The following is a 24751-nucleotide window of genomic DNA, read 5'->3' as shown; positions in this document are numbered from 1 at the left end:
CGACATGATCTCCGGGCCCTCTCGCCGCACCCTGCTCACCGGCGCCATGGCCGCCCCCTTCCTGGGCGGCCCGGCCACTCACGCGAGCGCCGGACCGCCCGCGCGGCCGAACGTGGTGGTGGTCCTCGCCGACGACCTGGGCTGGGGCGAGGTCGGCTTCCAGGGGCAGCGCACGATCGCGACCCCGCACCTGGACCGGCTGGCGGCCGAGGGCGTGCGCTTCGAGGCGGCCTACTCGGGCGCGCCCCTGTGCGCGCCCTCGCGCTGCGCGCTGCTCACTGGGCTGCACGCCGGGCACGGAACGGTCAGGGAGAACCCGGAGGGCGGCCCCCAGCGCTCGCTCACCGACGCCGACCTGACGTTCGGCGGGGTGATGCGGCTGGCCGGGTACGACACCGCGTGCATCGGCAAGTGGGGCTTCGGCCCCGACCTGCCCGGCCAGCCGTCGCACCCCAACGAGCGGGGTTTCGGGGAGTTCTTCGGCTTCATCGGGCACCGGGCCGCGCACCGCTACTACCCGCAGCGGCTCTGGCACAACGACCGCACCGTGCCCTTGAACGGACGTTCCTATGCGCCCGACCTGTTCAGGGAGCGGGCCGTGCGCTTCATCAAGAAGGAGCGCGAGCGGCCGTTCCTGCTCTACTTCCCGACCACGCTGCCGCACTCGCCGAGCGTGGTGCCCGGCGGCGACGCGGGGCCGTACGAGGACCGGCCGTGGACCGGCCCGAACCGGCGGCACGCGGCGCAGGTCGGCCGCCTGGACGCGGACGTGGCCGCCCTGGTGCGGGCGCTGCGCGACAGCGGGCAGGCCGAGCGCACGGTGGTGCTGTTCACCAGCGACAACGGGCCGCACAGCGAGAAGGGCGTGACGCCCGCGCTGTTCGACTCCAACGGTCCCTTCCGCGGCGACAAGCGCGACCTGTACGAAGGCGGCATCCGGGTGCCGATGATCGCCTGGTCGCCGGGGGTGAAGGCGCGGGTGGAGCGGCGGCCGGTGGCGTTCTGGGACGTGCTGCCGACGCTGGCCGACCTCGCCGGGATGCCGGTGCCCGAGGGGCTGGACGGGGTGTCGCTGCGCGGCGCGCTGACCGGGGCGGGGGTGCCGAAGCGGCGGCAGCTGATCTGGAACCGGCCGCGCAAGATCCAGGCGATCCGGCGGGGGCGGTGGAAGGTGGTCAGGTTCGCGCCGGGCATCGCGGGGGCGGGGCCGGGCGGGCGGGTGGAGCTGTACGACCTGCGGGAGGATCCGGGCGAGCGGCGCGACCTCGCGGCCTCGCGGCCCGGCCTGGTCGCGGACCTGCTGGCCCGACTCGACGGCGCGATCGGGCCGGACCCGCGCCGGCCGTACGCACCGCTCTAGAACGCACCGCACAGGGACGCGCCGCCCTAGGACGCGCCGCTCAGGGACGCACCCACGCAGGGAGGTGTCAGCCCGACTGGCGGATGGCGCGGGGGGCGGCGCCGAGTTCGCGGCGGCAGGCCTTGTTGAAGGCCTGCAGGTCGGCCAGGCCCACGGCGGCGGCCACCGCCGGGATCGGCAGCGTGGTCTCGCGCAGCAGGTGACGGGCCTGCTCCAGGCGGCGGCGCCGGATGTAGGCGACGACGGTGTCGCCGGTCTCGGCGCGGAACAGCCGGGTCAGGTGGTTGTGCGAGATGCCCGCGGCGCCCGCCACCTCGGGCACGGTCAGCGGCTGGGCCAGGTGTGACTCGATGTGCGCGATGGCCAGCCGCACCGCGGCGTGCGGGCCCTCCGACTCGGCCAGGCGGGCCACCCGCCACAGCACCGTCCAGGCCGCGGCGGCGGCCATCGCGGGCGTCGCGGGAGCGGCGGTGATCGCCTGGCGCAGCAGGTCGCGCAGGAACGGGGTGTCGGCGCCGGCGTCCTGCATCAGCGGCACCGTCACCGGCGCGCCCTCCTCGGGCAGGCGCAGGTGGGCGTAGAGGTGCTCGGAGCGGCCCTCGTAGAAGTACTGGACGAGCTCGCCGGGCGGGATCAGGCTCACCCGGCCCGGCCGGATCTCGTGGGTGCGGCCGCCGACGGTCAGCCGGGCGGAGTAGGAGTACAGGTGCAGCTGCCACAGGCCGCGCAGGCGGAAGATGTCGCGGCGGCGGCCGACCCCGTGCACGCCCACCCCCGCGTTGGCCACCTCGGGCGGCGCGCCGAGGTGGGGGGTCACACGGTCCATGGTGAGAATCTACCAGTAATGGTGAGCCAGACCCACGAACGAGCAGGGCCTGTGATCCTACGGTTGACGTATGGAAACCACTCTTCTCACCTCGGTGGAGGTGGCGCGGTTCGTGGCCCAGGGGTTCCTGAGGCTGGACTCCGCGGTGCCGGAGGAGCTCAACGCGGAGGCGATCGGCGTGCTCTCCGCGGGCATCCCCCCGGTCCCGTACGGCACGCCGCTGCCGCTGGCCTTCCCCGAGGGCTCGTTCGCCCGCCGCCTGGTCGAGGTCCCCCGGGTGGCCGGCGCACTGCGCAGCCTGGTCGGGCCCGACCCCACCGTCGACCACCACGCCGTGCACGTGCGCGAGCCCCAGGGCGGCAGCGCCCAGCCGCTGCACGGCGACGCCATCATCGACACCCGCACCGACGCTTTCGACGTGCAGCTCATGTACTTCCCGCACGAGGTGAGCGCGGCCATGGGCGGGACGTTGCTGGTGCCGGGCAGCCACCTGCGGCGGACCAACGAGAGCGACACCGGCCGCTACCAGAACCTGCGCGGCCAGATCAGGCTGACCTGCCCGGCGGGCACCGTGCTGCTGCTGCACCACGGCATCTGGCACGGCGGGCGGCGCAACGACAGCGACGAGCGGCGTTACATGTTCAAGATCCGCTTCAACCCCACCGTGCGGCAGGTGCGTCTGTGGGACACCGCCGACCTGGACGACCCGGCCGTGCCGGCGGAGTTGTCCACCCGCTTCCCCTGGTACGAGCCCGCGACGGGCCGGCTGGAGGTCTACAACCGGGTCGCGATGTGGCGTGCGATGACCGGCTTCGACGGATTCGACGTCGACCACTGGGCCACCCGTGTCAGCAACCGCCCCCGGAGGATCGCGTGAAGCAGCAGGTTCTGGTTCTGTACCTGGCCACCTCGGCCCTGGACGCGCCCGTGGTCGGCTGGGCGTCCTACGACGGCACCGGGCGCACCACCCCGACGACGGGCGACGGCGACGAGCCGCCCTACGACAGCGGGGTGGCGGCCCTGCGGGACGGCTGGCGGCTGTTCCAGGCCTCCCAGCTCATCCCGCCCTATCCCGGGCACGAGTACGACACGTCGTTCCTCAAGCACGAGTTCTTCTTCGAGAAGCTAGCGGACTAGCCGCGCGTCCCAGGGGACGAACTTGAAGTTGGTGTTCTCCCGCTCGCCGTCCACCGGGGTGTTCTGCCCGTCGTGGACGACCAGCAGGCCCTCGCGGAACCGGCCGAGCGGCTCGCCGACCACCATCGCGCCGTCGCTGTGCTCGGTGGCGTCGATGCCCCGGCCGGTTCCGACCCGGAACGAGCCGAGGTAGGCGTTGCGGCCCTCGCGGCGGTAGGCGGCGAAGGTGTTGTCGCCCTGGCTGGAGGCCAGCAGGTAGCCGGCGCCGCCCTTGCCGTACCAGATGGTCAGGCCCTCGGCGTCGGCGGCCAGGTGCTCGCCGCCGTGGCCGCGGTCCTCGCCGGGCAGGCACTCCTCGGTCTTGGGGTCGTAGGTGTCCTGCCGGCCGTACTCCTTGACCTTGTCGACCAGGACGGGCTCGCCGGACAGGTCGGCGGGCAGCCGCCAGATGCCGACGTCCTCCTGCGCGGCGTAGAGCACGTCCCGGCCGTGGTCGACGACCATGCCCTCGACCTGGGCCAGCTCGCCGGGCTCGCCGCACGGCCGCCAGCGGGAGCCGTCGGGCAGCTCGAACGCGCGGGGCAGGTCGAGGGTGCGCACCAGCCTGTAGCTCACCTTGCCGCGGCGCTCGGTCAGCCTGGCCAGCCCGATCCGGGTCTGGTGGCGGCGGCTGACCAGCGCGTAGTCGCCGCCGCCGTCCTGCCAGGTGGCCAGGCCGTAGGCGGTGCGGGCCTCGTTGACCTCCTTCTGCTCCTTGTTGAAGACGTACGGCGCCGCCGGGTCGCTCACGTCGGCCAGTCGCAGCGTGACCGGGTCGATGGCGTAGAAGCGGAGCTGGTCGCGGCCCCGGTCGGAGACGACGGCCAGGTCCCTGCCGTGGAAGCCGTAGACGAGGTCGACGTTGTTGAAGCGGCCGGGCTCGTCGTCCTTGCCCGGCGCGGGCGGGGCGGCGATGTGCTGGAGCTGCCTGCCGTCGAGGTCGTAGACGTAGAGGCCGCCTTCCTTGGCGGTGGCGATCACCAGGCTGCGCGCGGAGTTCTTCTTGTTGACCCAGATGGCGGGGTCGTCGCCGTTGGCGTTGCCGCCGGCCGCGTCGTCGAACAGGGCCGGCGTCTCGGCGAGCGGGGTCGCCCGCGGCGGGTCGGCGGCCAGCGCGGGCGCCGCGCTGACGGCGACCAGCGCGAGGCTGAGCAGGAGGGTTCCATGCGCGGAGTGTGGCGCTCGCGCGGGAACGGCCGGTGAACGGCGGATGACGGCTAGAGGACGGCGTCGAGCAGGAGCGCTCCACCGCCCAGCAACGCCGCGTCCTGGCCGGCACGGGCGGGGGCGATCTCCAGTTCGCGGGTGGCCAGCGGCAGGCAGCGCTCGTAGACGGCGGCCCTGATCGAGGCGATGAGCGGCTCGGCCGCGGCCAGGCTGCCGCCGACGGCGATCACGTCGGGGTTGAAGAAGTTGACCAGGACGGTGAGCACCTCGCCGATCATGCGCCCGGCGGTGCGGACGAGGCTCGTGGCCTCGGGTACCGCGTCGTCCACCAGGCCGACGATGTCGGCGGGCCGCTCGACGGCGATGCCCGCCTCGGCCAGGGCCGCCTGGAGCGCGGCGCCGCTGGCGTAGGCCTCCAGGCAGTCGCGGTGGCCGCAGGCGCAGACGATCGAGGAGTCGGTGCGGACCCTGACATGGCTGATGTCACCGGCGGCGCCCCTGCCGCGGTGCAGGCGGCCGTTGACGACGACGCCGCAGCCGATGCCGGTCCCGGCCTTGAGGACCATGAGGTTGTCGGCGCCTGGCCAGGAGCGGGCCTCGCCGACGGCCATGAGGTTGGCGTCGTTCTCGACCAGGACGGGCAGGTCGTAGCGGGCGCGCAGGTGGTCGGCGACGGGGAAGTTGTTCCAGCCGGGCATCCGCGAGGGGCCGACCACGCGTCCCGTCGCGGGGTCGACGGGGCCGGGGATGCCGGTGCCGACGCCGCGCAGCGGGACTCCGGGCGGCGCGTGCGTCTCCAGGAGGTCGTCGAAGGCGTCGGCCAGCCAGTCGAGGACCGCTTCCGGCCCAGCTGTTATGTCGGCTTCACGCTCCTGTACGGCCAGCGGCGTCCCACTGAGGTCGAGCAGGCCGAGCCGTACGTGATGGGCCCCGAGGTCGGCGACGGTGAGCACGCCCGCGCTCGGCGACAGCCTGAGCCGGCGGGGACGGCGCCCGCCCCGCGAGGTGCCCGAGCCCTCCTCGACGAGCAGCCCGGCGTCGCGCAGCTCCTCCACGCGCAGCGACACGCTGGAGGCCGCGAGGCCCGACAGGCGCGCCAGTTCCGCGCGTGATTCGGCCTGCCCGGTGGCGACGAGCCGCAGCAGGTCCCCCTGCGCCCCCGTCACCGGCAGTCGCTCTTTGCCAGACATGTGGAGATGAATACCACGGTTCGGCTTTGTTCGACAACGTGTTGACTTCGCATGAAATCATCTATTACGGTCCGCTCTATCTTCGATATCGAAGGAAGTAGCTGGATGATTCGGGCAAGAGGGCTGAACAAGTGGTTCGGCGAGCACCACGTGCTGCGGGACGTCGACCTCGACGTCGCGCGGGGCGAGGTCGTCGTGGTGGTCGGCCCGTCCGGGTCCGGCAAGTCGACGCTGTGCCGCTGCCTCAACCGGCTGGAGACCGTCCAGCGGGGCGAGGTCGTCATCGACGGCGTGCCCGCGCCCCTGGAGGGCCGCGAGCTGGCGAAGCTGCGGGCCGACGTGGGGATGGTGTTCCAGTCCTTCAACCTCTTCCAGCATATGAGCGTGCTGGACAACGTCATGCTCGCTCCGGTGAAGGTGCGCGGCGTGAGCCGTACCGACGCCGAGAAGAGCGCGCGTGAACTGCTGGAGCGCGTCGGCATCGGCGCGCAGGCGGACAAGCTGCCCGCCCAGTTGTCCGGCGGCCAGCAGCAGCGCGCGGCCATCGCCCGCGCGCTGGCCATGAGGCCCAAGGTCATGCTCTTCGACGAGCCCACCTCGGCGCTCGACCCCGAGATGGTCGGCGAGGTGCTCGACGTCATGACCGGGCTGGCGGCCGACGGGATGACCATGGTCGTGGTCACCCACGAGATGGGCTTCGCGCGCAAGGCCGCCGACCGTGTGGTGTTCATGGCCGACGGCCAGATCGTCGAACAGGGCGCTCCCGCGGCGTTCTTCGACTCCCCGCAGACGGACCGGGCCAGGGACTTCCTGGCCAAAGTACTGACTCACTAACGCAAGGGATGGTGTCCATGAGAAAGATGGTCGCTGTCGTCGCCGTGTCGCTGCTCGGCCTGGCCGCGTGTTCCAGCACCGGTGGCGGCTCGAACCCAGCCGTACCCGGGGAGGCCAAGCCCGCCGCGAGCGGCCTGCTCGCGAAGGCGCCCGTCGCCGACGCCGCCGCGATCGTGCCCGGCTCGACGATGGACAAGATCAAGAAGCGCGGCGAGCTGCTCGTCGGCGGTTCCCTCGACGCGCCGCTGCTGTCGCAGCAGAACCCGGTCAACGGCGAGGTCGAGGGCTTCGACGCCTCGATGGGCAAGGCGCTGGCCAAGTACATCATCGGCGAGCCCAAGGTGAAGATCGTCAACTCGGCGTCGGAGACGCGTGAGGCTCTGATCGGCAACGGCACCGTGGACGTGGTCTTCCAGACGTACACGATCACGCCGGAGCGGGCCAAGCAGGTCGCGTTCGCCGGGCCGTACTACACCTCCGGGCTGTCGATCGCGGTCAAGAAGGGCACCACCGGCATCGCCAAGCCCGAGGACCTCAACGGCAAGAAGGTCATCGCGGGCGCCAACACCCCGGCCATCGCGGCCATCAAGAAGCTGGCGCCGCAGGCCGAGATCATCACGTTCGGCTCCGACCCCGAGTGCATGCAGGCGCTCAAGCAGGACCGGGGCGTGGCCTACGTCCAGGACGAGACCCTGCTGGCGGCCAACGCGCAGAAGGACCCGACCGTCCAGGTGATCGGCAACCCCTTCACCGAGGACCCCTACGGCATCGGCCTCAAGCACGGCGACGAGCAGTTCAAGAAGTTCGTCAACGACTGGCTGAAGAAGATGCAGGACGCCGGGGTCTGGCAGCAGGCGTGGAAGGACTCCCTCGGCACCGTCGTCAAGGGTGAGGCCCCCGCGCCGCCGGCGATCGGCTCGGTGCCGGGTTCCTGATGTCCGTCCTCCTGGACTACCTGCCGGAGTTGTGGCAGGGCCTCCTCGTGACGCTCCAGCTCACCGTCGCGTCGTTCGTCGGCGCGGCGGTGCTCGGGGTGCTGGTCACGGCGATGCGGGTGAGCCCGGTTCCCGTGTTGCGGGCGCTGGGCACCGCCTACGTCGAGACATTTCAGAATCTGCCGTTGCTTGTGCTTCTTGTCCTGGTCTTCTTCGGACTGCCGGAGATCGGGATCCAGGGGCCGCCGATGGCGACCGCGATCGTGGTGATCGCCGTCTACCAGGCCGCGTACATGGCCGAGGCACTGCGGTCCGGCGTCAACTCCGTGTCCAAGGGCCAGGCTGAGGCGGCCCGCGCGCTCGGGCTGACCTTCGGCCAGTCGCTGCGGCTGGTCATCCTGCCCCAGGCGCTGCGCACGGTCGTGCAGCCGCTCGGCAACCTCACCATCCAGCTCATCATGTCCACCGCGCTGGCCGGGGCGATCAGCGTCGTCGACCTGACCGAGGCGGCCAAGCGGGTCAACCTCCAGGAGGCCCAGCCCATCGCGATCTTCGTGGGCTCCGGCCTCGCCTACGCGGCCATCGCCGCGGCGGTCGGCTTCGTCACCGGACGGCTGGAGCGGCGGCTGGTGATCGTGCGATGAGCACCGTCCTGTTCGACGAGCCGGGACCGCGCGCCAAGCGGCGGATCCGGATCGCCACCGTCCTCGGCGTGCTGGCCACGCTGGCGCTGGCCGCCCTGGCCGTGCGCCAGTTCGCCGCCAACGGGCAGCTCGCGGCCGAACGCTGGCAGCCGTACGCCACCTGGCCCATGTGGCGGTACCTGCTCGACGGCCTGTGGTCGACGGCGCTCTCGGCCGTCGTCGCGGCGGCCCTGTCGATGGCGCTGGGACTGCTGCTCGCGGTCGGCAGGCTGTCCTCGCGCCGATGGCTGCGCGGGCCCGCCACCGCCTACATCGAGGTCGTGCGGACCATCCCCGCGCTACTCCTCGTCTACGTGGTGCTGTTCGCGCTGCCCAAGTACGGCCTGGACCTGCCGCTGTTCTGGAAGCTCGTGGTCCCGCTCACGGTCTCCAACGCCGCCGCCTTCGCCGAGATCTTCCGCGCCGGCATCCTGTCCATCGAACGCGGCCAGACCGAGGCGGGCCTGGCCGTCGGCCTCACCCGCGGCCAGACCCTGCGGATGATCGTGCTGCCCCAGGCGGCCCGCCGCGTCCTGCCGTCCATCGTCAGCCAGTCCGTCGGCCTGCTGAAGGACACCTCGCTCGGCTTCATCGTCAGCTACGGCGAGCTGTTCTACTCGGGCAAGGTCCTCGTTGCCTACAACGGCCTGCTCATCCAGACCTACATCGTGATCGCGCTCATCTACCTCGTGGTCAACGCCTCCCTGTCCAAGCTCGCCAGGGTTCTGGAGCGAAGGAGTTCCGCACGTGCCTGATTTTCCCGCACTCGCCGAGGTCGTCCGCTCCGGCTTCGTGGAAAGCGTCCACTACGGCAGCGCCGTCGGCCTCGGCCCCGACGGCCGTCCCGAGGTCGTGCTCGGGCCGGTGGACGCGCCGGTGCTGCCGCGTTCCTCGGCGAAGCCGTTCCAGGCGCTGGCCTGCCTGACCTCGGGCGCGGCCCTGCCGGGCGCGCGCCTGGCCATCGCCGCGGGCAGCCACACCGGCGAGGACTTCCACGTGCGGCTCGTCACCGAGCTTCTCGAGGAGTACGGCCTGCGCCCCGCCGACCTGCTCTGTCCCGAGGACTGGCCGGAGGACGAGGCGACCCGGCTGCGCCTGATCCGCGAGGGCGGCGCCAAGACCCGCGAGCGCATGAACTGCTCCGGCAAGCACGCCGCCATGCTGGCCGCCTCGGTGGCCAACGGCTGGGACACCGCCTCCTACCTCTCCCCCGGCCACCCGCTCCAGCTCGCGGTCCGCGCCGCCGTCGAGGAACTGTCCGGGGAGAAGGCCACGGCGGTGGCCGTGGACGGGTGCGGGGCGCCGCTGTTCGGCATGTCGCTGGCCGGGCTGGCCCGCGCGGTGCGGGCCCTGCTCCTGGCCGCGCCCGGCACCGCGCCCCGGCAGGTGGCCGACGCGATGCGCGAGCACCCCGAGTACGTGGGCGGGACTGGGCACCAGAACACCGACCTGATGCGCGCGCTGCCCGGAGCCGTGGTGAAGGGCGGCGCGGAGGGCGTCCTGGTCGCGGCGCTCCCGTCGGGGCACACGGCCGCGGTCAAGGTCATCGACGGCAGCCCGCGGGCCACGTCGGCGATCGCCGTGTCGGTGCTGGCGCGGATGGGGTGCGACGTGTCGGGGGCGGAGTCCTTCACCCGGATCCCGGTCTACGGCGGCGGAAAGCCGGTCGGCGAGATCCACGCCCTCTGAACCGGCTCTCGACCGGCGCCGCTCAGGGGGACCCGGTAGCCGTCCGGGGAGCGCTCGGCGTCGTCCCAGGGGCACTCGGCGCCGTCCCAGGAGCGCTCGGCGTCGTCCCGGAGTTCGTGGCCGCGGCGCGGAGGGTCTCGTAGGCCTCCTCGGTCGTGCTCTCGCGGCCCAGACGGTGGCCGGTCAGGTCGCCGTGGTCGTCGCTGGAGCCGGTCACCACCAGCCCGAGGTCGGCGGCGAGGCCGCGCAGCTGTGTGCGGGCCTCGTCGTCGTGGTCCGGGTGGTCGGCCTCCAGGCCGGTCAGCCCGGACGCCGCCAGCTCGGCGATCCAGGCGTCCGGCATCTCGTGGCCGCGCCTCGGGTGGGCGAGGACCGCCGCGCCTCCGGCGGCCCGGACCAGGGCCACCGCGCGGGCCGGGTCGGGGGCGTAGCGGGTCACGTGGGCGCGGCCGCCCGTACCGATCCATTCCGGGGTGAAGGCGCCGGCGGGAGTGGCCACCACGCCCAGCGTGGCCAGCACCCGCGCGATGTGCGGGCGCCCGACCACGCCTCCGTCCGCCACGGCCGTGACCATGTCCATCGTGATCGGCACGCCCAGCTCGGCCAGCCGCCCGACCATGGCCGCCGCCCGGCCGTCGCGCGCCTGCCTGATCAGCTCGCACTCGCGGACCAGCGCGTCGTTCCCGGGGTCGAACCAGTACGCCAGCAGGTGCACGCTGCGCCCGTCGCGGCGGCACGACATCTCCATGCCGGGTACCAGCAGCAGGCCCGCCTCGCGCGCGGCGCGCCCGGCCGCCGCGTGCCCGGCCGTGGTGTCGTGGTCGGTCAGCGCCAGCACGTCGACTCCGGCCGCGCGCGCCCGCCGTACCACCTCCTGGGGCGGCGAGGTGCCGTCGGAGGCGTCGCTGTGGCTGTGCAGATCGATGCGCATGACCTGATTGTGGCGGACGGGAATAAGGCGGGAGAGGCCCGCGCTAAAGTCACCAAAATGGATCGTCAAGATTGGTGACTAAAATGCAGTTCGGCATTTTCAGCGTGGGCGACGTGACGGCGGACCCGAACACGGGCCGCACGCCCACCGAGTACGAGCGGATCAAGGCAATCACCCAGATCGCGGTGAAGGCCGAAGAGGTGGGGCTGGACGTCTTCGCGATCGGCGAGCACCACAACCCGCCCTTCATCCCGTCGTCGCCGACGACGCTGCTGGCCCATGTCGCGGCGCGGACGTCGCGGCTGGTGCTGTCCACGTCGACCACGCTGATCACCACCAACGACCCGGTGAAGATCGCGGAGGACTACGCGATGCTCCAGCACCTGGCCGACGGCCGGGTGGATCTGATGATGGGGCGGGGCAACACCGGCCCCGTCTATCCGTGGTTCGGCCAGGACATCCGGCAGGGGATCCCGCTCGCGATCGAGAACTACGCGCTGCTGCACAAGCTCTGGCGCGAGGACGTCGTGGACTGGCAGGGGCGCTTCCGCACGCCGCTCCAGGGCTTCACCTCCACCCCGCGTCCCCTGGACGGCGTCCCGCCGTTCGTGTGGCATGGCTCGATCCGCTCGCCGGAGATCGCCGAGCAGGCCGCGTACTACGGCGACGGCTTCTTCGCCAACAACATCTTCTGGCCGAAGGAGCACTTCCAGCGCCTGATCAGCCTGTACCGCGACCGCTTCGAGCACTACGGGCACGGCACCCGCGAGCAGGCCATCGTCGGGCTCGGCGGGCAGGTCCACGTCGCGGCGAGGTCGCAGGACGCGATCGCGGAGTTCCGCCCCTACTTCGACAACCACCCGGTGATGGGGCACGGCCCGTCGCTGGAGGAGTACATGGCCGAGACGCCGCTGACCGTCGGCAGCCCGCAGGAGGTCATCGACAAGACCCTGACCTTCCGCGACTCGTTCGGCGACTACCAGCGGCAACTGTTCATCGTGGACGGCGGAGGCCTCCCGCTGCCCAAGGTGATGGAGCAGTTGGAGATCCTTGGGGAGCGGATCGTGCCGGTGCTGCGCAAGGAGTTCGCGATCGGCCGGCCCGCGAACGTGCCCGGCGCGCCCACCCACGCCTCGCTCCTGGGGAATAAGGGGCTGGCCATCGGCGCTCAACGGCAGTAGAGTTGAACGTTCAATAGTCAAGGTTGGTGATGAAAGTGCAGTTCGGCATCTTCAGTGTGGGCGACGTGACGACCGACCCGACAGACGGCCGGACTCCCACCGAGCATGAGCGCATCAAGGCGATGGTCGCGATAGCGCTGAAGGCGGAGGAGGCCGGGCTCGACGTCTTCGCGACGGGCGAGCACCACAACCCGCCGTTCGTGCCCTCCTCCCCCACGACCATGCTCGGCTACATCGCCGCGCGGACCTCGCGGCTGATCCTCTCGACCGCGACCACGCTCATCACCACCAACGACCCGGTGAAGATCGCCGAAGACTACGCGATGCTCCAGCACCTGGCCGACGGCCGGGTGGACCTGATGATGGGGCGGGGCAACACCGGCCCCGTCTACCCGTGGTTCGGCCAGGACATCCGCCAGGGCGTCCCGCTCGCGATCGAGAACTACGCCCTGCTCCACAAGCTCTGGCGCGAGGACGTCGTCGACTGGAAGGGCCGCTTCCGCACCCCCCTCCAGGGCTTCACCTCCACCCCGCGCCCCCTGGACGGCATCCCGCCGTTCGTGTGGCACGGCTCCATCCGCACCCCGGAGATCGCCGAGCAGGCCGCGTACTACGGCGACGGCTTCTTCGCCAACAACATCTTCTGGCCCAAAGAGCACTTCCAGCGCCTCATCAAGCTCTACCGGGAGCGGTACGCCCACTACGGCCACGGCACGCCGGAACAGGCGATCGTCGGGCTCGGCGGGCAGGTGTTCATGCGGGCCAGGTCACAGGACGCCGTACGCGAGTTCCGTCCCTACTTCGACAACGCCCCCGTCTACGGCCACGGCCCCTCCCTGGAGGAGTTCACGGCCGAGACGCCGCTGACCGTCGGCAGCCCGCAGGAGGTCATCGACAAGACCCTGACCTTCCGCGACTCGTTCGGCGACTACCAGCGCCAGCTGTTCCTCATGGACCACGCCGGCCTGCCGCTGAAGACCGTGCTGGAGCAGATCGACATCCTCGGCGAGGAGGTCGTGCCCGTGCTGCGCAAGGAGTTCGCGATCGGCCGGCCCGCCGGCGTCCCCGACGCGCCCACCCATCTGTCCCGACTTGGAGAGAAGAACTCATGAAGCTCGCCGCCGTCTCGGCCGGACTCACCCAGCCGTCCTCCACCCGCCTGCTGACCGACCGGCTGGTGGAGGCCACCGTGCGCGCCGTGGGCGAGGAGGTCAACGTCGAGGAGGTCGAGGTCGAGGTCGTCGAGCTGCGCGACCTGGCCACCGAGATCGCCAACAACTTCGTCACCGGCTTCGCGGGGCGGGCGTTGCGTACCGCGCAGGAGGCGGTCACCTCGGCCGACGGCCTGATCGCGGTCACCCCGATCTTCACCGCCTCCTACAGCGGGTTGTTCAAGTCGTTCTTCGACGTCCTGGACCCCGAGGCGCTGGAGGGCAAGCCGACGCTGATCGCGGCCACGGGCGGCACGCCCCGGCACTCGCTGGCGCTGGAGCACGCGTTGCGGCCGATGTTCGCCTACCTGCACGCGGTCGTCGCCCCGACCGCCGTGTACGCGGCGGCCGAGGACTGGGGCAACGACGACGGCCTGCCCGACCGGATCCGGCGCGCCGCCACGGAGCTGTCCGGCCTCATGAGCCACCGCGCCCCGGCCCGCGAGGAGCGTCTGGTCCCCTTCGCCGAACAGCTCGCCGCCCTCACCCGCGAGCCCTGACCGCCCGCGCCCACCCGGTCGCGGGCGCGGGCCTCGAAGACACACCTCGGGTACGGCGGCGCGAGCCGTACCCGCTCAGAGGTCCGCAGGTTGACCCTCCGGTACGGCGGCGCGAGCCGTACCCGCTCAGACGTCCGCGGGTTTGACCAGGTTGTAGACGACGCGCGCCTGGTGGTCGGCGCCCCGCTGGTTGGGGTGGAAGGGGATGACGGGGCCGAGCGGGTCGGTGGACAGCGGGAGCAGGCCCTCGACCCACCGGACCCCGGGGCGGCGGCAGACGTCGTGGCCGCGGCTGGTGGTGTAGGTGTCGGCCAGGCGTACGCCGGTGGTCCTGGCCACGCGGGTCAGCATGGCGTTGAGCTCGCGGAGCTTGGCCGACAGCCAGTCCATGTCGAGGTCGGTGATCTGGACGTAGGGGTAGCAGCCGCCGACGTCGGGCAAGCCGGCGAGGTAGTCGACGAGGAGGATCTCGGCGCGGGGCGAGCGCTGCTTGATGCCGTTGACGGCCGCCACGACCTTGGGCTCCGTTGCACGGATATTTCCGGACATGCGGTCAACGCCGTCCACCACCCACCGCTTCTTGCACGGCGCCCCGAACGGCGCGGGCAGCGTGCCGCCGGGCAGCGTCAGCGTGGGCAGCAGGCTGATGCAGTCGCCGACCGCCGCGGCCAGCCCCGCGTCGTTGCCGCCGATGCCCAGCGTCACCAGGTCGGTGGTGGCGCTCAGCCGGTCGAACTGCGGCCGGTTCACCCCGTCGATCAGGCCCCTGATCCGCGTGACGTCGTGGGACCTGGTCATGTGGTCGGTGGTCGCCCCGGCGCACGTCGCGTCGCGGAACACGGTGACGCCGAGGGCGGCGGCGACCTGCTTGGGATAGTTCTTGGAGCTCTGCACGCACCCGCTCGGCACGTGCTTGGTCGTGAGGTGGACGATGGAGACGTCGGCGCTCCACGAGTCGCCCAGCGCGACGTACTCGCGGACACCGGAGGCGGGCGCCGTGACCAGGCCCGCCACGAGGATCAGAGGTAGCAGCACCCGCCCATTGTGACGGTCACCCTATGCATCTGTCCGGTTACTGTACGGATACCAGCGTGGCGAACCGGGTGGCCACCGTGTGCCAGATCGGCGTGGAGACGGGCTCGTCGGCGACCGCCCTCGCGTACACCTCGCCGGGGTCGAAGCCGTCCACCTCCCACTGCCTGATCCGCTCGGGCAGCACCTCGGGGTGGAACTGCACACCCCACGCCCGGTCTCCTACCCGAAAGGCCTGGTAGGGGCAGCGTTCCGTGGAGGCCAGCCACGCCGCGCCGGGCGGCAGGGCGGTGACGGCGTCCACGTGGTGCTCGATCGCGGGCACCACCTCCGGCAGTTCGTGGAAGAGCGGGTCGGCCGCGGCCTCGGGGCGGATCGTCACGGGGGTGCTGCCGTTCTCGGGCGCGCCGGCGTCGGCCGTCACCACCCCGCCCGCCACGTGCGCGAGCAACTGCCCGCCCAGGCAGATCCCGAAGTACGGCACCGCCCGCTCGATCGCCTGCACCGCCAGCTTGCGGGTCCGGGCCAGCCAGGGCGCGCGGGCGTCGTCGTCGGGTAGGTAGCCGCCGCCCAGCACGACCATCGCGTCGTGCTCCAGCGTCTCGGGCAGCGCCGCGCCCTCGTGAGCGTGCACGACCTCCGGCCGCAACCCCGACGCGGCCAGCCAGTCGCCGAACCGGCCGGGGCCGCCGCTCCGGCTGTTCTGCACGATCAGGACGTCACGCATCGTAGGCCTCCGCCATCCACTCGAGAATCTGCCCGTCCACGTCCTCGGGGCGGGTGAACTTGAAGAAGTGCGCGTAGCGGCCGGAGCCCATGGCGAAGCTCCGCGCCAGCAGGGGGTGCGCGATCAGCCGGGCGAGGGTGATCTCCACCTGCAGACTGCGCGCCTTGGGGCGGATCTCGGCGAACTTGCGCTCGGCCTTCAGGAACACCCCGACCCCGACCGCGTCCTCGTGCAGCGGGCCGAGCGGGCCCAGCGGCTCGACCAGGCGATCGTAGATCTCCCGGTAGGCCTCGGGCCACGGCGCGAACACCGCGTCGACGGTGACCCCGGGCACGCACACGTGCGACTGCCGCTCACGTCCGAACTCACGGTCGCAGCGGGGGCAGGCCCATCTGGTCATTCGCGGTGCATCGGACGCGTGGCGTCCTCGCCGCCCGGGGGCTGCTGGGGCTGGAAGACCGAGCCGGGCTCCTGGCCTGGCGGCCGCTGGAAGGCCGACGGCTGCTGCTCCTGCGGCTGGAAGGCCGAGGGCTGGCGTTCCTGCGGCTGGAAGGCCGGGGGCTGCTGGTAGGACTGCTCTGGGCCGGCCGCGGGCTGGTAGGCGCCCGGTCCGTACGGCCCCGCCGTACCGTGGGCTGCGTGCGCGGCCCGCCGCGGTCCCCGCCAGCGCGAGGGGAAGAACGACGCCACGAGCATCCCCACGCCGAGCGTCAGGAGGATGCCGGTGTACATCAGCGTGTTCAGCCCCCGGCTGAACATGCCGGGCAGGAAGTCGGGCAGCAGCCGCATCCGGAGCGACATCTCCAGGATCGGGAAGAGGCCGACGACGGTGTACATGAGCCCGCCGATGAGCGTGGCGACCGGCGAGATCCGCGAGCTGAACAGGAAGGCCACGACCACGCCCGCGGCCGCCATCACCGCGAGCCCGGTCCACGGGGGCGTGAAGGTCCGCATGGCGTGGGTGAACCCGTCCAGGCCGAACGCGAGCACCACCACCAGCAACGGCGCCAGCAGGAGCCCCGCCACTACTCCGAGTCCGTGCCGCGCACCGTTAGACATCTCTGACCCCCGTTCCGGTTAGTGCCATAACCTACCCCGTTGTCCGGCGCCGGTCACGGGGAGGTGTAGGTGTCGTAGCCGAGCTTGGCGGCCACCGCGAGCCCGCACGCGGCGGCGAGATAGCGCAGGCTCTGGCCGGGCAGCCGCCTGGCGATCTTGGGCCCGACCCACCCGCCCAGCAGGAACCCGGCGGCCAGCGGGCCCACCGCGACCCAGTCCACCGGCCCGAACACCGCGAACCCGATCGCCGCCACCGCGTTCGCCAGCCCGGTCAGGACGTTCTTCACCGCGTTGACCTTGGCCGCGGGATGGTCGAGGACGGCCGAGAGGATCGCGAACATGAGAATCCCGCCCGCCGCCCCGAAGTAGCCGACGTAGACGGCGACGGCGTACATGGCCAGCTTGGCCATCACCCCGTGCTCGTGGAGCCTGCTCGCGGTGGGCGGGCGGACCAGCACCAGCGAGGCGCCGGCGATGAGCCACGGCATGATCAGCTCGAACGTCCTGGCCGGGGTGACGAGCAGCAGGGCCGCCCCGGAGGCGCCGCCCAGCGCGGTCAGCCACCCCAGCCGCAGCACCCTGGCGCCCTCGCCGCGCAGCTCGGGGCGGGACCCGGCGGCGGCGCCGACGCCGGTGAAGAGCAGGGCCACGGTGTTGGTGACGTTGGCGGTCAGCGGCGGCAGGCCGAAGGCGAGCAGGGCCGGGTAGGAGACGACCGAGGCGAGGCTGACGACCGTGCTGACGATTCCGGCGGCGATCCCCACCCCGAGCAGTCCCAGCACCTCGATCACCCCCGACATGCTAGGAGGTGGCCGCCGGCTCGCCCGCGCCGGGGGTCAGGAGGTGAAGCCGGGGATCCAGCGTTCGGCCTCCGCGCGGAAGGGGGCGGTGGCCTCCAGCTGGCTCAGCAGGCCGTAGCCGGCGGTCAGCACGCGGAAGCTCATCACGTAGTCGGGCGGCACGTTGAGCGTGCGGAAGATGCTGGTGCCGTCGCCCAGCATGTACAGGCCGCGCTCACGCATCCAGTCGCGGGTGAAGGTGAACGACTCGGCGGCGATCGGCTCGGCGTACGGGCGCACGAAGGAGCCCAGGGCCTCCAGGTCGATCTCGGCGCCGTCGCGGATGACGCCCTCCTCGCGGAAGACCCGGGCGACGCCTTCGATGTCGTCGGCGGCGCCGTACCGGAGCATGGGTCCGACGGCGGGCGGGTGGCCGTCGGGATAGGCCTTCACGGCGCCGAAGTCCAGCACCCCGAGGCGCCCGTCGGGGGTGACGCGGAAGTTTCCGGGGTGCGGGTCGCCGTGCAGGTAGCCGCAGCGGACCGGCGCGGAGAAGGAGAAGCGGACCAGGCGCAGCGCCGCGCGGTCGCGGACCTCCTGCGGGCCGTCGGCGATGATCCGGGCGAGCGGGATGCCGTCGAGCCACTCGGTGACGATCACGTGCTCCGAGGCGGCCACGACGGGCGGGACGGCGATGTCGGGGTCTTCGGCGTACTCGGTGGCGAAGGCGTGCCAGGCCTCGGCCTCCTTGCCGTAGTCGAGCTCCTCGGCGACGCGTTCCTGGAGTTCCTGGACGAAGGAGCGCACGTCGAGGCCGGGCAGCAGGATGCCGAAGAGCTTGGCGACCCGGCCGAGCTGCTTGAGGTCGCCGCGCAGGGCCTTGGCGGCGCCGGGGTACTGGACCTTGACGGCCACGGGCCGGCCGTCGGACCACAGGGCCCGGTGCACCTGGCCGATGGAGGCGCTGGCGGCGGGTTCGTCGTCGAAGGCGGCGAAGTGCGCGCGCCAGTCGTCGCCGAAGTCCTCGGCCAGGACCTTGTGCACGGTGGCGGCGGGCATGGGCGGCGCGGAGTCCTGCAGCTTGGTGAGCGCGGCCCGGTAGGGGCCGATGACGGCGGGCGGCAGCGCCGACTCCAGCACCGACAGGAGCTGCCCGATCTTCATGGCGCCGCCCTTGAGCTCGCCGAGCACCTTGAACAGCTGCTCGGCGGTGCGCGCCTGCACCTCGGCCGCGATGAGCTCGGCCGGTCTGCCGAGCGCGCGCTTGCCGAGACCGAGCGCGGTACGGCCCGCGTATCCGAGAGGAAGGGCGGCGAGCTTCGCCGTCCGGGCCACCGCCGACTGCGGAAGATCAGACATGTCCTTATCTTTTGGACTCAATGCCAATAAGGCAACGTGACAGTCGCCACATCGGATGCAACCCTCAATGCATGGAGGAATTGATCACGGCGCTGACCGAGGGAAACAGTGGTCTCATCGCGGTCGTGCCGGAGATCGACGGCCTGGAGGGCGCCGGTGTCACCACCGCCGCCACGAGGGCCTGCGAGGATCCCCGCGTACGCGCCCGCTTCCCCGGCGGCATCGCCTGGCTGACCGTGGGCGCCGACCCCCGCCAGTCGCTCGGCGACCAGCTGCTGGAGCGGGCACTGGAGGTCAGCGGCGGCGCCGACCCGGCCGACTGGATCGAGGTGCTGCTGACCGCCGACGAGCTGACCGCCGCGCCGGGCGACGGGCTGGTCGTGCTGGACGGCGTGCGCGCGCCGCACGTGTCCATGCTGGCGATGATCGTCGCCCACCGCGCCAGCGTCCTGGTCACCGCGCGCACCGCCCGCGGCCTGCCCGGCAGCGCGACGGTCGTGCGGCTTCCGGTACGGCGCTGGCCGCTCCTCGACCGGCTCGCCGCGGCGCTCAAGACCCGCCCCGCCCGCGAACCCGACCTGCGCGAGCCCGCCTCCCGCGAGAGCGCGGTGCACGAGCTGCTCGACGCCGGACTGGTGCGGGCGGAGCTGCCCGACAGCGTCGCCCGCCTGCTGGAGCTGGGCGCGTTCGCCACCGACCGCAACATCCCGACCGGCCTGGCCCGGCTGCTGTGGGCGCGTACCGCCGAGCTGAGCCCGATCGAGTCGGACCTGACGCTGGCCGGGCTGAGCGCGCTCGGCCTGCTCGCCGAGGCCCCCGACCGCGAGGTGCTGCTCGTGCCCGACGTGGTGCGCGGCTACCTGCGCGCCGCGCTCGGCCCGGACGGGCTGCGCCGCGTCAACCGGGCCCTGGTCGAGGCCATCGACCGGGGCGCCGACGGCGAGGCCGCCCACGAGGACATCGCGTACGTGCTCGCCCGGCTGCCCGGCCACCTCCGGCAGGCCGGCATGAACGTGGCCGAGCTGGTCTGCGACGGCGGCTGGATCGCGACCAAGCTGCAGAGCTTCGGCGTGGCCGCCGTCGAACAGGATCTGGAGCTGGCCGCGACGCCGCTGGCGGGGCGGCTGCGCCGTACGCTGGCGCAGAGCGCGCTGGTGCTGGCCAGGACCGAGCACGCCGCGCCCGCCGCGCCCACGGCGGCGGCCACTCTCGCCGGGCGGCTGTTCGCGGTGCCGGCGACCGCGCGGGAGATCGCCGCGCTGCTCAGCGGCTCGGGCTCGCCGTGGCTGGAGTGCCTGTGGGCGCCGCCGGACCTGCCGCCGCCCGCGCTGCGCCGGATCATGGGCGCCCGCGGCGAGGAGCGCTACGGCGTGGCGATCAGCCCCTGCGGCGACTGGATCGTCACCGCCGACGAGATCTGCACCGCGACGATGTGGAACCTGGACGGCACCGTCCGCACCGTGCTGACCGGCCACGAGGACGACGTCACCTGCGTGGCCGTCGCCCCCGACGGCACGTGGCTGGCGACCGGCAGCGACGACGGCACCGTGCGCTTATGGGCCCCTGACGGCACCCAGCGGCAGGTGCTCGAAGGCCACGACGACCCGGTCAGGCACGTGGTGATCGCGCCGGACGGCTCCTGGCTGGCCTCGTGCGCCGAGGACCTGATCGCGTGGGCGCCGGACGGCCGCCTGCTGTGGCGGGCGGCGACGGCCGAGGACGGGCCGGCGCCCGTGATCACCCCCGACAGCGGCACGCTCGCCTGCCGCGAGAGCACCTGGACCCGCGACGGCCTGCCCGCGGCCGGCACGGCTCCCCCACCCGCCGACCCGCTGGCGGACGTGCGGGCCGCCGAGCACTTCGACCGGCTCGGCGTCACCGGCGTCGCCTTCGCCCCCGACCGCAGCTGGCTGGCCAGCGTCAGCCTCGACGGCAGCATCCGCCTGTGGGACGCCGCCCCCGGCCTGCCCGCGCCCGACGAGCACCTGCGCCGCCGCCCGCTGCGCGCGATCGCCGCCGTGGCCGACGGCAGCGCCCTGGTCACGGCGGGCGGCGCACCCGGCCTGACGCTCTGGGACGAGGAGGGCAGCGCGCGGCGCACGCTGCACGAGCGGGTCACGTTCACCGCCGTGGCGAGCTCCGAGGACGGCGCCCTGCTCGCCGCCACCGACGACGAGGGACTGCTGTGGCTGCTGGACCGCCACGGACAACCCCTCCATCGCGTACGGCTGCGCGGCCCCGCCCGCTCCGTGGCCATGGCGCCGGACGGTTCCTGGCTGGCCACCGCCGCGCGGGACGCGGTGCAGTTCTGGCGGCCCGACGGGCAGCTGAGCGCCGAGACCTCGATGAAGGATCCCGGCCACCTGGCCATGGCGCCGGGCGGCGCGTGGGTGGCGGCGGGCGGCGAGTCCGTGCTGCTGCTCGACCCGGCGGGCCGCAGGATCGCCCCCGTGCTGACCCCCGGCTCCCCGGTGACCGGCCTGGCCGTCGCGCCCGGCGGCGCCTGGGTGGCCGCCTCCTCCACCAACGGCGCCATCCGGCGCTGGGACCGTACCGGCCGCCTGCGCGACGAACTGGAGGAGCAGACCGCCGCGGTGGGGCTGGCGGCGGGGCCGTTCGGGTCCTGGCTGGCCACGGCGACCGAGGACGCGGCCGTGCGGGTGTGGGACGTGCGCGCCGGCCGGTGCGTGGCCGCCATCCACCTCGACGCCGAGCTGACCGGGTGCGCGTGGACGCCGGGCGGCACCCGCCTGTACGCGGTGGGCCCCGCGGGCCTGTACGGCTTCCGCCTCCACCTGCCCCGCTAAGGCTCCGGGAGCAGGTGGCCGACCGTGACGTGGTGCCGCTCGGCCAGCCGCCGGGCGATCAGCGAGCGGTGGCAGGCCACGGCGTCGCGCTCGACGCAGAGCAGCGCCGCCGTCCCGCCGCCGGCCAGCTCCGACACGATCGGCGTGAGGTCGGCCCGGTCGAGGATCTCGGTGGTGTAGCGGCGGGTGTACTCGGCGGCGAGTTCGCGGCGCGAGCGCTTGCCGACCCCTTGGCGCTCGTCCTCGGCGTATTGGAGGTGGCGCAGCTCGGTGGTCGGCGCGAGCTCCCGGTGGTGCTCGTAGCCGATCCCGGCATCGGCGAGGGCCGCCTGCAGCCGCCGGGAGTTGGCCCAGGCGTACTCGGGGCCGCGCACGCCGCGCCGCTGGCGTACGTCGAGCAGCAGGCGGACGTCCGCCCGCCGCAGCCGCCGCAGGAAGGACTCGCCGTCGAAGCCGTAGACGCCGACCGTCACCATTCTGAGCACCGGACAATCACCCGCCTTCCCGTTTCTGGTGCCGCCTCCGGCCGTCCTGCCGGAGGCGGCGGGCCGTGTCACGCGACGGCGGTTCCCTCAAGCTCGACCAGCAGGTCGGGGACCGCCAGCCGGGTCACCCCGAGCATCGTGGTGGACGGTGCCACCCGGGCGGCGCCCAGCCGCCCCGCCAGCACGCCGTAGTGCTGGAAGAGCCGGTCGACGTCGGTGGTGTAGACGTTGAGCCGGACCAGGTTCGCGAGGGACATGCCGGCCTCGCCGAGCACGGCCTCCAGGTTGTCGAGGCTCAGCGCCAGCTGGGCCGCCATGTCATCGGCGTGCTGGGGCTTGCCGTCGGCGCTCATCGCGGTCTGCCCGGAGCAGTACAGGGTCCTGGTCTGCCCGGAGACGACCTCGCCCTGGTTGTAGCCCAGCTCCGTCGACCACGCCCACGGGTTGACCGCCGTTCGCTCGATTGCCATATCCGCTCCATTCGCTTCGTTTCATCACATGCGCCGATCGGCTCGGTGGCCGTCGTCGTGCTCATCAGCCTCCCGGCAAATCACGACATCCTCTGTCGCGTATTCCTGTTAAGTTTTCGTATGCGCGCCGACCGGTTGGTCTCGCTGGTCCTGCTGCTGCGGCAGCACGGCCGGCTGTCCGCGGTCGCGCTCGCCCGCGAGCTGGAGGTCTCGACCCGCACCGTGCTGCGCGACATCGAGGCGCTGTCCGCGGCCGGGGTCCCGGTCTACGCCGAACGCGGCCGGCACGGGGGCTTCGCGTTGCTGCCCGGTTTCCGTACCGAGCTCACCGGGCTGAACCACGACGAGGCCCTCGCCCTGCTGGTCGCCGGATCTCGGCGCGGCGCGCAGGCGTTCGGCCTCGGTTCCGCGCTCGCGTCGGCGATGCTCAAGGTGGTCGACGCGCTGCCCGACAGCTATCGCGACACCGCCGCCGGGGCGGCCGAGCGCCTGCTCATCGACCCGGAGACCGACCTACTCTCGCGCCGCCTCGTCGACGAGGAGGTGCCCGACGCGATCGCGGCCGAGGTCCTGCGCGCCGTGTTCGCCGGGCACAAGCTGCGGATCCATTACGCGGCCGTGGGCCAGACCCCGGAATGGCGCACGGTGGACCCGATCGGCCTGGTCACCGTCCGCGACCGGGGCTACCTGCTGGCCACGAAGTCCGGCGCGGACCGCACGTACCGGCTGTCGCGGGTCCTGGCCGCCAAGGAGCTCGACGAGCCCGCGCAGCGACCGGACCGGGTCGACCTGGACCGGGCCTGGCAGGAGCGCAGCACGCGGTTCCGGGCCGGCGGCGACCAGGTCGCCGTGCTGGTCCGGCTGAACCCGGCTCGGCGGGAGGACCTGGTGGGCACCGCGCTGGCCGTCCTGTCCGAGGAGAGCGGCGCGGACGGCCGGCTGCTCATGGAGGTGACCTTCCAAGATCGGAGACACGCCGAGTGGGCGCTGTGGCAGCTCAGCACGAGCGCCGAAGCCCTGACCCCGCAGTGGCTGCGCGACTCGCTGCGCGAGCGTGCCACCGCGATCGCCACCCGCTACGGAACGTCAGCCTGAGCGGGACCGCAGGCGGCGTACCAGAAGTGCCGACAGGGCCGCGGCGCCCAGAGCCGCGCCGGCGGCGAGCCCGCGCTGGCGCGCCACCCAGCGCTCCACCTGCGAGTACGGCGTGGTGGAGAAGGAGACCAGCTCATAACGGGAGACGTAGCGGCCCGGCAGCGCCCGCTCCAGCACGTGTTCGAGGCGCTTGCCGGCCAGGAACGCCTTCGAGCCGACCTTGTCGCGCATCTCCACGAAGTTGTCCAGCGCGAGGCGGGCGATGACGTCGGTGTCCGCCCGGCGGCGTTCGAAGCGGTCCAGGGCGGCCGGGAAGTCGTCGCCGGTCTCGTCCAGGCACCGGTCGAGCTCGACGCAGTCCTCGAAGCCGCAGTTGGCGCCCTGGCCGTAGAAGGGGACGATCGCGTGGGCGGCGTCGCCGATCAGGCCCACGGTGCTCCCGCCGACGCGGGCGTGCCAGGGCGCGCAGCGCATCGTGACCAGGTGGCCCACCGGGTTGGCGCGGAAGCCGGACACGAGCGCGGGCAGGTGGGCGTCGGGGTAGTGCTCGGCGAAGTACGCCTCGATCTGTTCGGCTGTGCGCAGGCGGGCGAAGATCTCGTGCGGCCAGAACAGCGTGCAGGTGAACGAGCGGTCCGGGTTCGGCAGCGCGATCATCATCGAGCGGCCGCGCGGCCAGATGTGCAGCGCTCCGGGCTCCATCGCCCAGTCGCCGTCGCGCGGCGGGATGGACAGCTCCTTGTAGCCGTAGTCGAGGTAGGACTGGCTGAAGTCCACGCCCGGCAGCGCCCGCAGCTTCGCGCGGACCGCGCTGTGGGCGCCGTCCGCGCCGATCACCACCGCGCCCGGCGGCAGGTCCGCCTCCACCCGGTGGCCGAAGGTGACGGTGACGCCGTCGTGCTTCTCGGCCGCGTCGAGGAGCTTGTGGTTGAGGTCGGCGCGGCTGATGGAGTTGATGGCGTGGGTGCCGGCGGCGCTGTAGGGCTGGAAGGTGAGCGAACCGTCCACGGCGTGCATCATCCGGCCCGGCATCGGAATCGCCCGCGCGAGCACCTCCCCCTCCAGCCCGAGGCGGCGAAGCGCGTCGATGCCCCGTTCGGAGATCGCCAGATTGATCGAACGCCCCCGGTCCGCGCCCTCGACCCGCGGGTCCGGGCGGCGCTCGTAGACGGTGACCCGGTGGCCTCGGCGCGCCAGGAAACAGGCGAGCAGACACCCGACCAGCCCGGCACCGACGACGGTAACCTCCATCTTT

Annotated in this window: 26 protein-coding genes; 13 read left to right on the top strand and 13 right to left on the bottom strand. The window is 72.7% G+C overall.

From position 1 onward, the window contains the following. The first annotated feature begins 4 nt into the window (after window positions 1-4). Window positions 5-1360: an arylsulfatase gene (locus tag ACFWYW_RS51725; protein WP_379617225.1), complete on the top strand. Its 1356-nt coding sequence runs from the start codon at window positions 5-7 to the stop codon at window positions 1358-1360. Between the two features lie 67 nt (window positions 1361-1427). On the opposite strand, the gene ACFWYW_RS51720 is transcribed toward ACFWYW_RS51725, so the two are convergent. Then, window positions 1428-2186 (bottom strand): helix-turn-helix domain-containing protein, encoded by a 759-nt coding sequence (locus ACFWYW_RS51720; RefSeq protein ID WP_379617223.1) that lies wholly within the window; start codon window positions 2184-2186, stop codon window positions 1428-1430. Between the two features lie 70 nt (window positions 2187-2256). On the opposite strand from ACFWYW_RS51720, the gene ACFWYW_RS51715 reads away from it, so the two are divergent. Next, complete coding sequence (locus ACFWYW_RS51715) at window positions 2257-3063, top strand: phytanoyl-CoA dioxygenase family protein (RefSeq protein ID WP_379617221.1); 807 nt, start codon at window positions 2257-2259, stop codon at window positions 3061-3063. After that, window positions 3060-3323, top strand: a complete 264-nt coding sequence (locus ACFWYW_RS51710) for a hypothetical protein (RefSeq protein ID WP_184962033.1) — start codon at window positions 3060-3062, stop codon at window positions 3321-3323. Before ACFWYW_RS51715 ends, ACFWYW_RS51710 begins: the two co-directional genes overlap by 4 nt. On the opposite strand, the gene ACFWYW_RS51705 is transcribed toward ACFWYW_RS51710, so the two are convergent. Beyond that, window positions 3312-4574, bottom strand: coding sequence for a phytase (locus tag ACFWYW_RS51705; RefSeq protein WP_379617277.1), 1263 nt, complete (start codon window positions 4572-4574; stop codon window positions 3312-3314). The genes ACFWYW_RS51710 and ACFWYW_RS51705 overlap by 12 nt on opposite strands. A gap of 5 nt (window positions 4575-4579) precedes the next feature. Further along, window positions 4580-5719, bottom strand: coding sequence for an ROK family transcriptional regulator (locus tag ACFWYW_RS51700; RefSeq protein ID WP_379617218.1), 1140 nt, complete (start codon window positions 5717-5719; stop codon window positions 4580-4582). Between the two features lie 105 nt (window positions 5720-5824). Here ACFWYW_RS51700 and ACFWYW_RS51695 point away from each other — a divergent pair, with 105 nt between their 5' ends. Genes ACFWYW_RS51695 through ACFWYW_RS51675 form a run of 5 tightly spaced genes read left to right on the top strand, consistent with a single transcriptional unit; the run spans window position 5825 to window position 9860 of the window. Further along, complete coding sequence (locus tag ACFWYW_RS51695) at window positions 5825-6553, top strand: amino acid ABC transporter ATP-binding protein (protein ID WP_379617216.1); 729 nt, start codon at window positions 5825-5827, stop codon at window positions 6551-6553. Between the two features lie 17 nt (window positions 6554-6570). Continuing rightward, entirely contained in the window at window positions 6571-7488 is a 918-nt protein-coding gene (locus ACFWYW_RS51690) for a glutamate ABC transporter substrate-binding protein (RefSeq protein ID WP_379617214.1), read from the top strand. Next, entirely contained in the window at window positions 7488-8132 is a 645-nt protein-coding gene (locus ACFWYW_RS51685) for an amino acid ABC transporter permease (protein ID WP_379617212.1), read from the top strand. The genes ACFWYW_RS51690 and ACFWYW_RS51685 overlap by 1 nt, the downstream gene beginning before the upstream one ends. Next, window positions 8129-8926, top strand: a complete 798-nt coding sequence (locus tag ACFWYW_RS51680; RefSeq protein WP_379617210.1) for an amino acid ABC transporter permease — start codon at window positions 8129-8131, stop codon at window positions 8924-8926. The genes ACFWYW_RS51685 and ACFWYW_RS51680 overlap by 4 nt, the downstream gene beginning before the upstream one ends. Beyond that, complete coding sequence (locus tag ACFWYW_RS51675) at window positions 8919-9860, top strand: asparaginase (protein WP_379617208.1); 942 nt, start codon at window positions 8919-8921, stop codon at window positions 9858-9860. The genes ACFWYW_RS51680 and ACFWYW_RS51675 overlap by 8 nt, the downstream gene beginning before the upstream one ends. Window positions 9861-9882: 22 nt before the next feature. On the opposite strand, the gene ACFWYW_RS51670 is transcribed toward ACFWYW_RS51675, so the two are convergent. Then, window positions 9883-10791 carry a PHP domain-containing protein gene (locus tag ACFWYW_RS51670; RefSeq protein WP_379617206.1) on the bottom strand — a complete coding sequence of 303 codons (909 nt, stop codon included), beginning with the start codon at window positions 10789-10791 and terminating at the stop codon, window positions 9883-9885. 83 nt (window positions 10792-10874) lie between these two features. On the opposite strand from ACFWYW_RS51670, the gene ACFWYW_RS51665 reads away from it, so the two are divergent. From ACFWYW_RS51665 to ACFWYW_RS51655, 3 genes are read left to right on the top strand one after another with little or no spacing between them, the layout of a single operon-like run. Then, window positions 10875-11972, top strand: coding sequence for an LLM class flavin-dependent oxidoreductase (locus tag ACFWYW_RS51665; protein WP_379617204.1), 1098 nt, complete (start codon window positions 10875-10877; stop codon window positions 11970-11972). Between the two features lie 35 nt (window positions 11973-12007). After that, a complete protein-coding gene (locus ACFWYW_RS51660; RefSeq protein ID WP_379617275.1) occupies window positions 12008-13084 on the top strand; it encodes an LLM class flavin-dependent oxidoreductase in 1077 nt (358 codons plus the stop codon). Then, window positions 13081-13683, top strand: a complete 603-nt coding sequence (locus ACFWYW_RS51655) for a CE1759 family FMN reductase (protein WP_379617202.1) — start codon at window positions 13081-13083, stop codon at window positions 13681-13683. The genes ACFWYW_RS51660 and ACFWYW_RS51655 overlap by 4 nt, the downstream gene beginning before the upstream one ends. A gap of 126 nt (window positions 13684-13809) precedes the next feature. Here ACFWYW_RS51655 and ACFWYW_RS51650 read toward each other — a convergent pair whose 3' ends face one another. From ACFWYW_RS51650 to ACFWYW_RS51625, 6 genes are read right to left on the bottom strand one after another with little or no spacing between them, the layout of a single operon-like run. Further along, a complete protein-coding gene (locus ACFWYW_RS51650; RefSeq protein WP_379617200.1) occupies window positions 13810-14718 on the bottom strand; it encodes an SGNH/GDSL hydrolase family protein in 909 nt (302 codons plus the stop codon). 37 nt (window positions 14719-14755) lie between these two features. Further along, window positions 14756-15442, bottom strand: coding sequence for a type 1 glutamine amidotransferase (locus tag ACFWYW_RS51645; RefSeq protein WP_379617199.1), 687 nt, complete (start codon window positions 15440-15442; stop codon window positions 14756-14758). Next, window positions 15435-15842, bottom strand: coding sequence for a DUF5655 domain-containing protein (locus tag ACFWYW_RS51640; protein ID WP_379617197.1), 408 nt, complete (start codon window positions 15840-15842; stop codon window positions 15435-15437). Before ACFWYW_RS51640 ends, ACFWYW_RS51645 begins: the two co-directional genes overlap by 8 nt. After that, entirely contained in the window at window positions 15839-16501 is a 663-nt protein-coding gene (locus ACFWYW_RS51635; RefSeq protein WP_379617195.1) for a hypothetical protein, read from the bottom strand. The genes ACFWYW_RS51640 and ACFWYW_RS51635 overlap by 4 nt, the downstream gene beginning before the upstream one ends. A 53-nt stretch (window positions 16502-16554) precedes the next feature. Beyond that, the gene (locus ACFWYW_RS51630; protein WP_379617193.1) at window positions 16555-17292 is read right to left on the bottom strand and encodes a sulfite exporter TauE/SafE family protein; all 738 of its coding nucleotides are present in this window, start codon (window positions 17290-17292) and stop codon (window positions 16555-16557) included. A 45-nt stretch (window positions 17293-17337) separates the two neighbouring features. Then, entirely contained in the window at window positions 17338-18639 is a 1302-nt protein-coding gene (locus ACFWYW_RS51625; RefSeq protein WP_379617191.1) for an ABC1 kinase family protein, read from the bottom strand. A gap of 71 nt (window positions 18640-18710) precedes the next feature. Here ACFWYW_RS51625 and ACFWYW_RS51620 point away from each other — a divergent pair, with 71 nt between their 5' ends. Then, entirely contained in the window at window positions 18711-21446 is a 2736-nt protein-coding gene (locus ACFWYW_RS51620) for a hypothetical protein (RefSeq protein WP_379617189.1), read from the top strand. On the opposite strand, the gene ACFWYW_RS51615 is transcribed toward ACFWYW_RS51620, so the two are convergent. Beyond that, entirely contained in the window at window positions 21443-21922 is a 480-nt protein-coding gene (locus ACFWYW_RS51615) for a DUF488 family protein (protein ID WP_379617273.1), read from the bottom strand. The two genes, ACFWYW_RS51620 and ACFWYW_RS51615, sit on opposite strands and share 4 nt — an antisense overlap. A gap of 77 nt (window positions 21923-21999) precedes the next feature. Next, complete coding sequence (locus tag ACFWYW_RS51610; RefSeq protein WP_379617271.1) at window positions 22000-22395, bottom strand: RidA family protein; 396 nt, start codon at window positions 22393-22395, stop codon at window positions 22000-22002. Between the two features lie 126 nt (window positions 22396-22521). Between ACFWYW_RS51610 and ACFWYW_RS51605 the strand changes: the two genes are divergently transcribed. Then, the gene (locus ACFWYW_RS51605; protein ID WP_379617187.1) at window positions 22522-23496 is read left to right on the top strand and encodes a helix-turn-helix transcriptional regulator; all 975 of its coding nucleotides are present in this window, start codon (window positions 22522-22524) and stop codon (window positions 23494-23496) included. On the opposite strand, the gene ACFWYW_RS51600 is transcribed toward ACFWYW_RS51605, so the two are convergent. Then, window positions 23488-24747, bottom strand: a complete 1260-nt coding sequence (locus tag ACFWYW_RS51600; protein WP_379617185.1) for an FAD-dependent oxidoreductase — start codon at window positions 24745-24747, stop codon at window positions 23488-23490. The genes ACFWYW_RS51605 and ACFWYW_RS51600 overlap by 9 nt on opposite strands. Between the last annotated feature and the right edge of the window lie 4 nt (window positions 24748-24751).

The sequence above is a fragment of the Nonomuraea sp. NPDC059023 genome (genome assembly GCF_042740095.1).
In the GTDB taxonomy this organism is placed as follows: domain Bacteria; phylum Actinomycetota; class Actinomycetes; order Streptosporangiales; family Streptosporangiaceae; genus Nonomuraea.
Note: the sequence above shows the minus strand (reverse complement) of the source record. Positions and strands in the feature narration are given on the sequence as shown.

Bases quoted from the DNA above. Each gene is read 5' to 3' on its own strand.
- ACFWYW_RS51725 (WP_379617225.1), top strand. From the start codon at position 5: ATGATCTCCGGGCCCTCTCGCCGCACCCTGCTCACCGGCGCCATGGCC.
- ACFWYW_RS51720 (WP_379617223.1), bottom strand. From the start codon at position 2,186: ATGGACCGTGTGACCCCCCACCTCGGCGCGCCGCCCGAGGTGGCCAAC.
- ACFWYW_RS51715 (WP_379617221.1), top strand. From the start codon at position 2,257: ATGGAAACCACTCTTCTCACCTCGGTGGAGGTGGCGCGGTTCGTGGCC.
- ACFWYW_RS51700 (WP_379617218.1), bottom strand. From the start codon at position 5,719: ATGTCTGGCAAAGAGCGACTGCCGGTGACGGGGGCGCAGGGGGACCTG.
- ACFWYW_RS51695 (WP_379617216.1), top strand. From the start codon at position 5,825: ATGATTCGGGCAAGAGGGCTGAACAAGTGGTTCGGCGAGCACCACGTG.
- ACFWYW_RS51690 (WP_379617214.1), top strand. From the start codon at position 6,571: ATGAGAAAGATGGTCGCTGTCGTCGCCGTGTCGCTGCTCGGCCTGGCC.
- ACFWYW_RS51685 (WP_379617212.1), top strand. From the start codon at position 7,488: ATGTCCGTCCTCCTGGACTACCTGCCGGAGTTGTGGCAGGGCCTCCTC.
- ACFWYW_RS51680 (WP_379617210.1), top strand. From the start codon at position 8,129: ATGAGCACCGTCCTGTTCGACGAGCCGGGACCGCGCGCCAAGCGGCGG.
- ACFWYW_RS51670 (WP_379617206.1), bottom strand. From the start codon at position 10,791: ATGCGCATCGATCTGCACAGCCACAGCGACGCCTCCGACGGCACCTCG.
- ACFWYW_RS51665 (WP_379617204.1), top strand. From the start codon at position 10,875: ATGCAGTTCGGCATTTTCAGCGTGGGCGACGTGACGGCGGACCCGAAC.
- ACFWYW_RS51655 (WP_379617202.1), top strand. From the start codon at position 13,081: ATGAAGCTCGCCGCCGTCTCGGCCGGACTCACCCAGCCGTCCTCCACC.
- ACFWYW_RS51645 (WP_379617199.1), bottom strand. From the start codon at position 15,442: ATGCGTGACGTCCTGATCGTGCAGAACAGCCGGAGCGGCGGCCCCGGC.
- ACFWYW_RS51640 (WP_379617197.1), bottom strand. From the start codon at position 15,842: ATGACCAGATGGGCCTGCCCCCGCTGCGACCGTGAGTTCGGACGTGAG.
- ACFWYW_RS51635 (WP_379617195.1), bottom strand. From the start codon at position 16,501: ATGTCTAACGGTGCGCGGCACGGACTCGGAGTAGTGGCGGGGCTCCTG.
- ACFWYW_RS51625 (WP_379617191.1), bottom strand. From the start codon at position 18,639: ATGTCTGATCTTCCGCAGTCGGCGGTGGCCCGGACGGCGAAGCTCGCC.
- ACFWYW_RS51620 (WP_379617189.1), top strand. From the start codon at position 18,711: ATGGAGGAATTGATCACGGCGCTGACCGAGGGAAACAGTGGTCTCATC.
- ACFWYW_RS51615 (WP_379617273.1), bottom strand. From the start codon at position 21,922: ATGGTGACGGTCGGCGTCTACGGCTTCGACGGCGAGTCCTTCCTGCGG.
- ACFWYW_RS51605 (WP_379617187.1), top strand. From the start codon at position 22,522: ATGCGCGCCGACCGGTTGGTCTCGCTGGTCCTGCTGCTGCGGCAGCAC.
- ACFWYW_RS51600 (WP_379617185.1), bottom strand. From the start codon at position 24,747: ATGGAGGTTACCGTCGTCGGTGCCGGGCTGGTCGGGTGTCTGCTCGCC.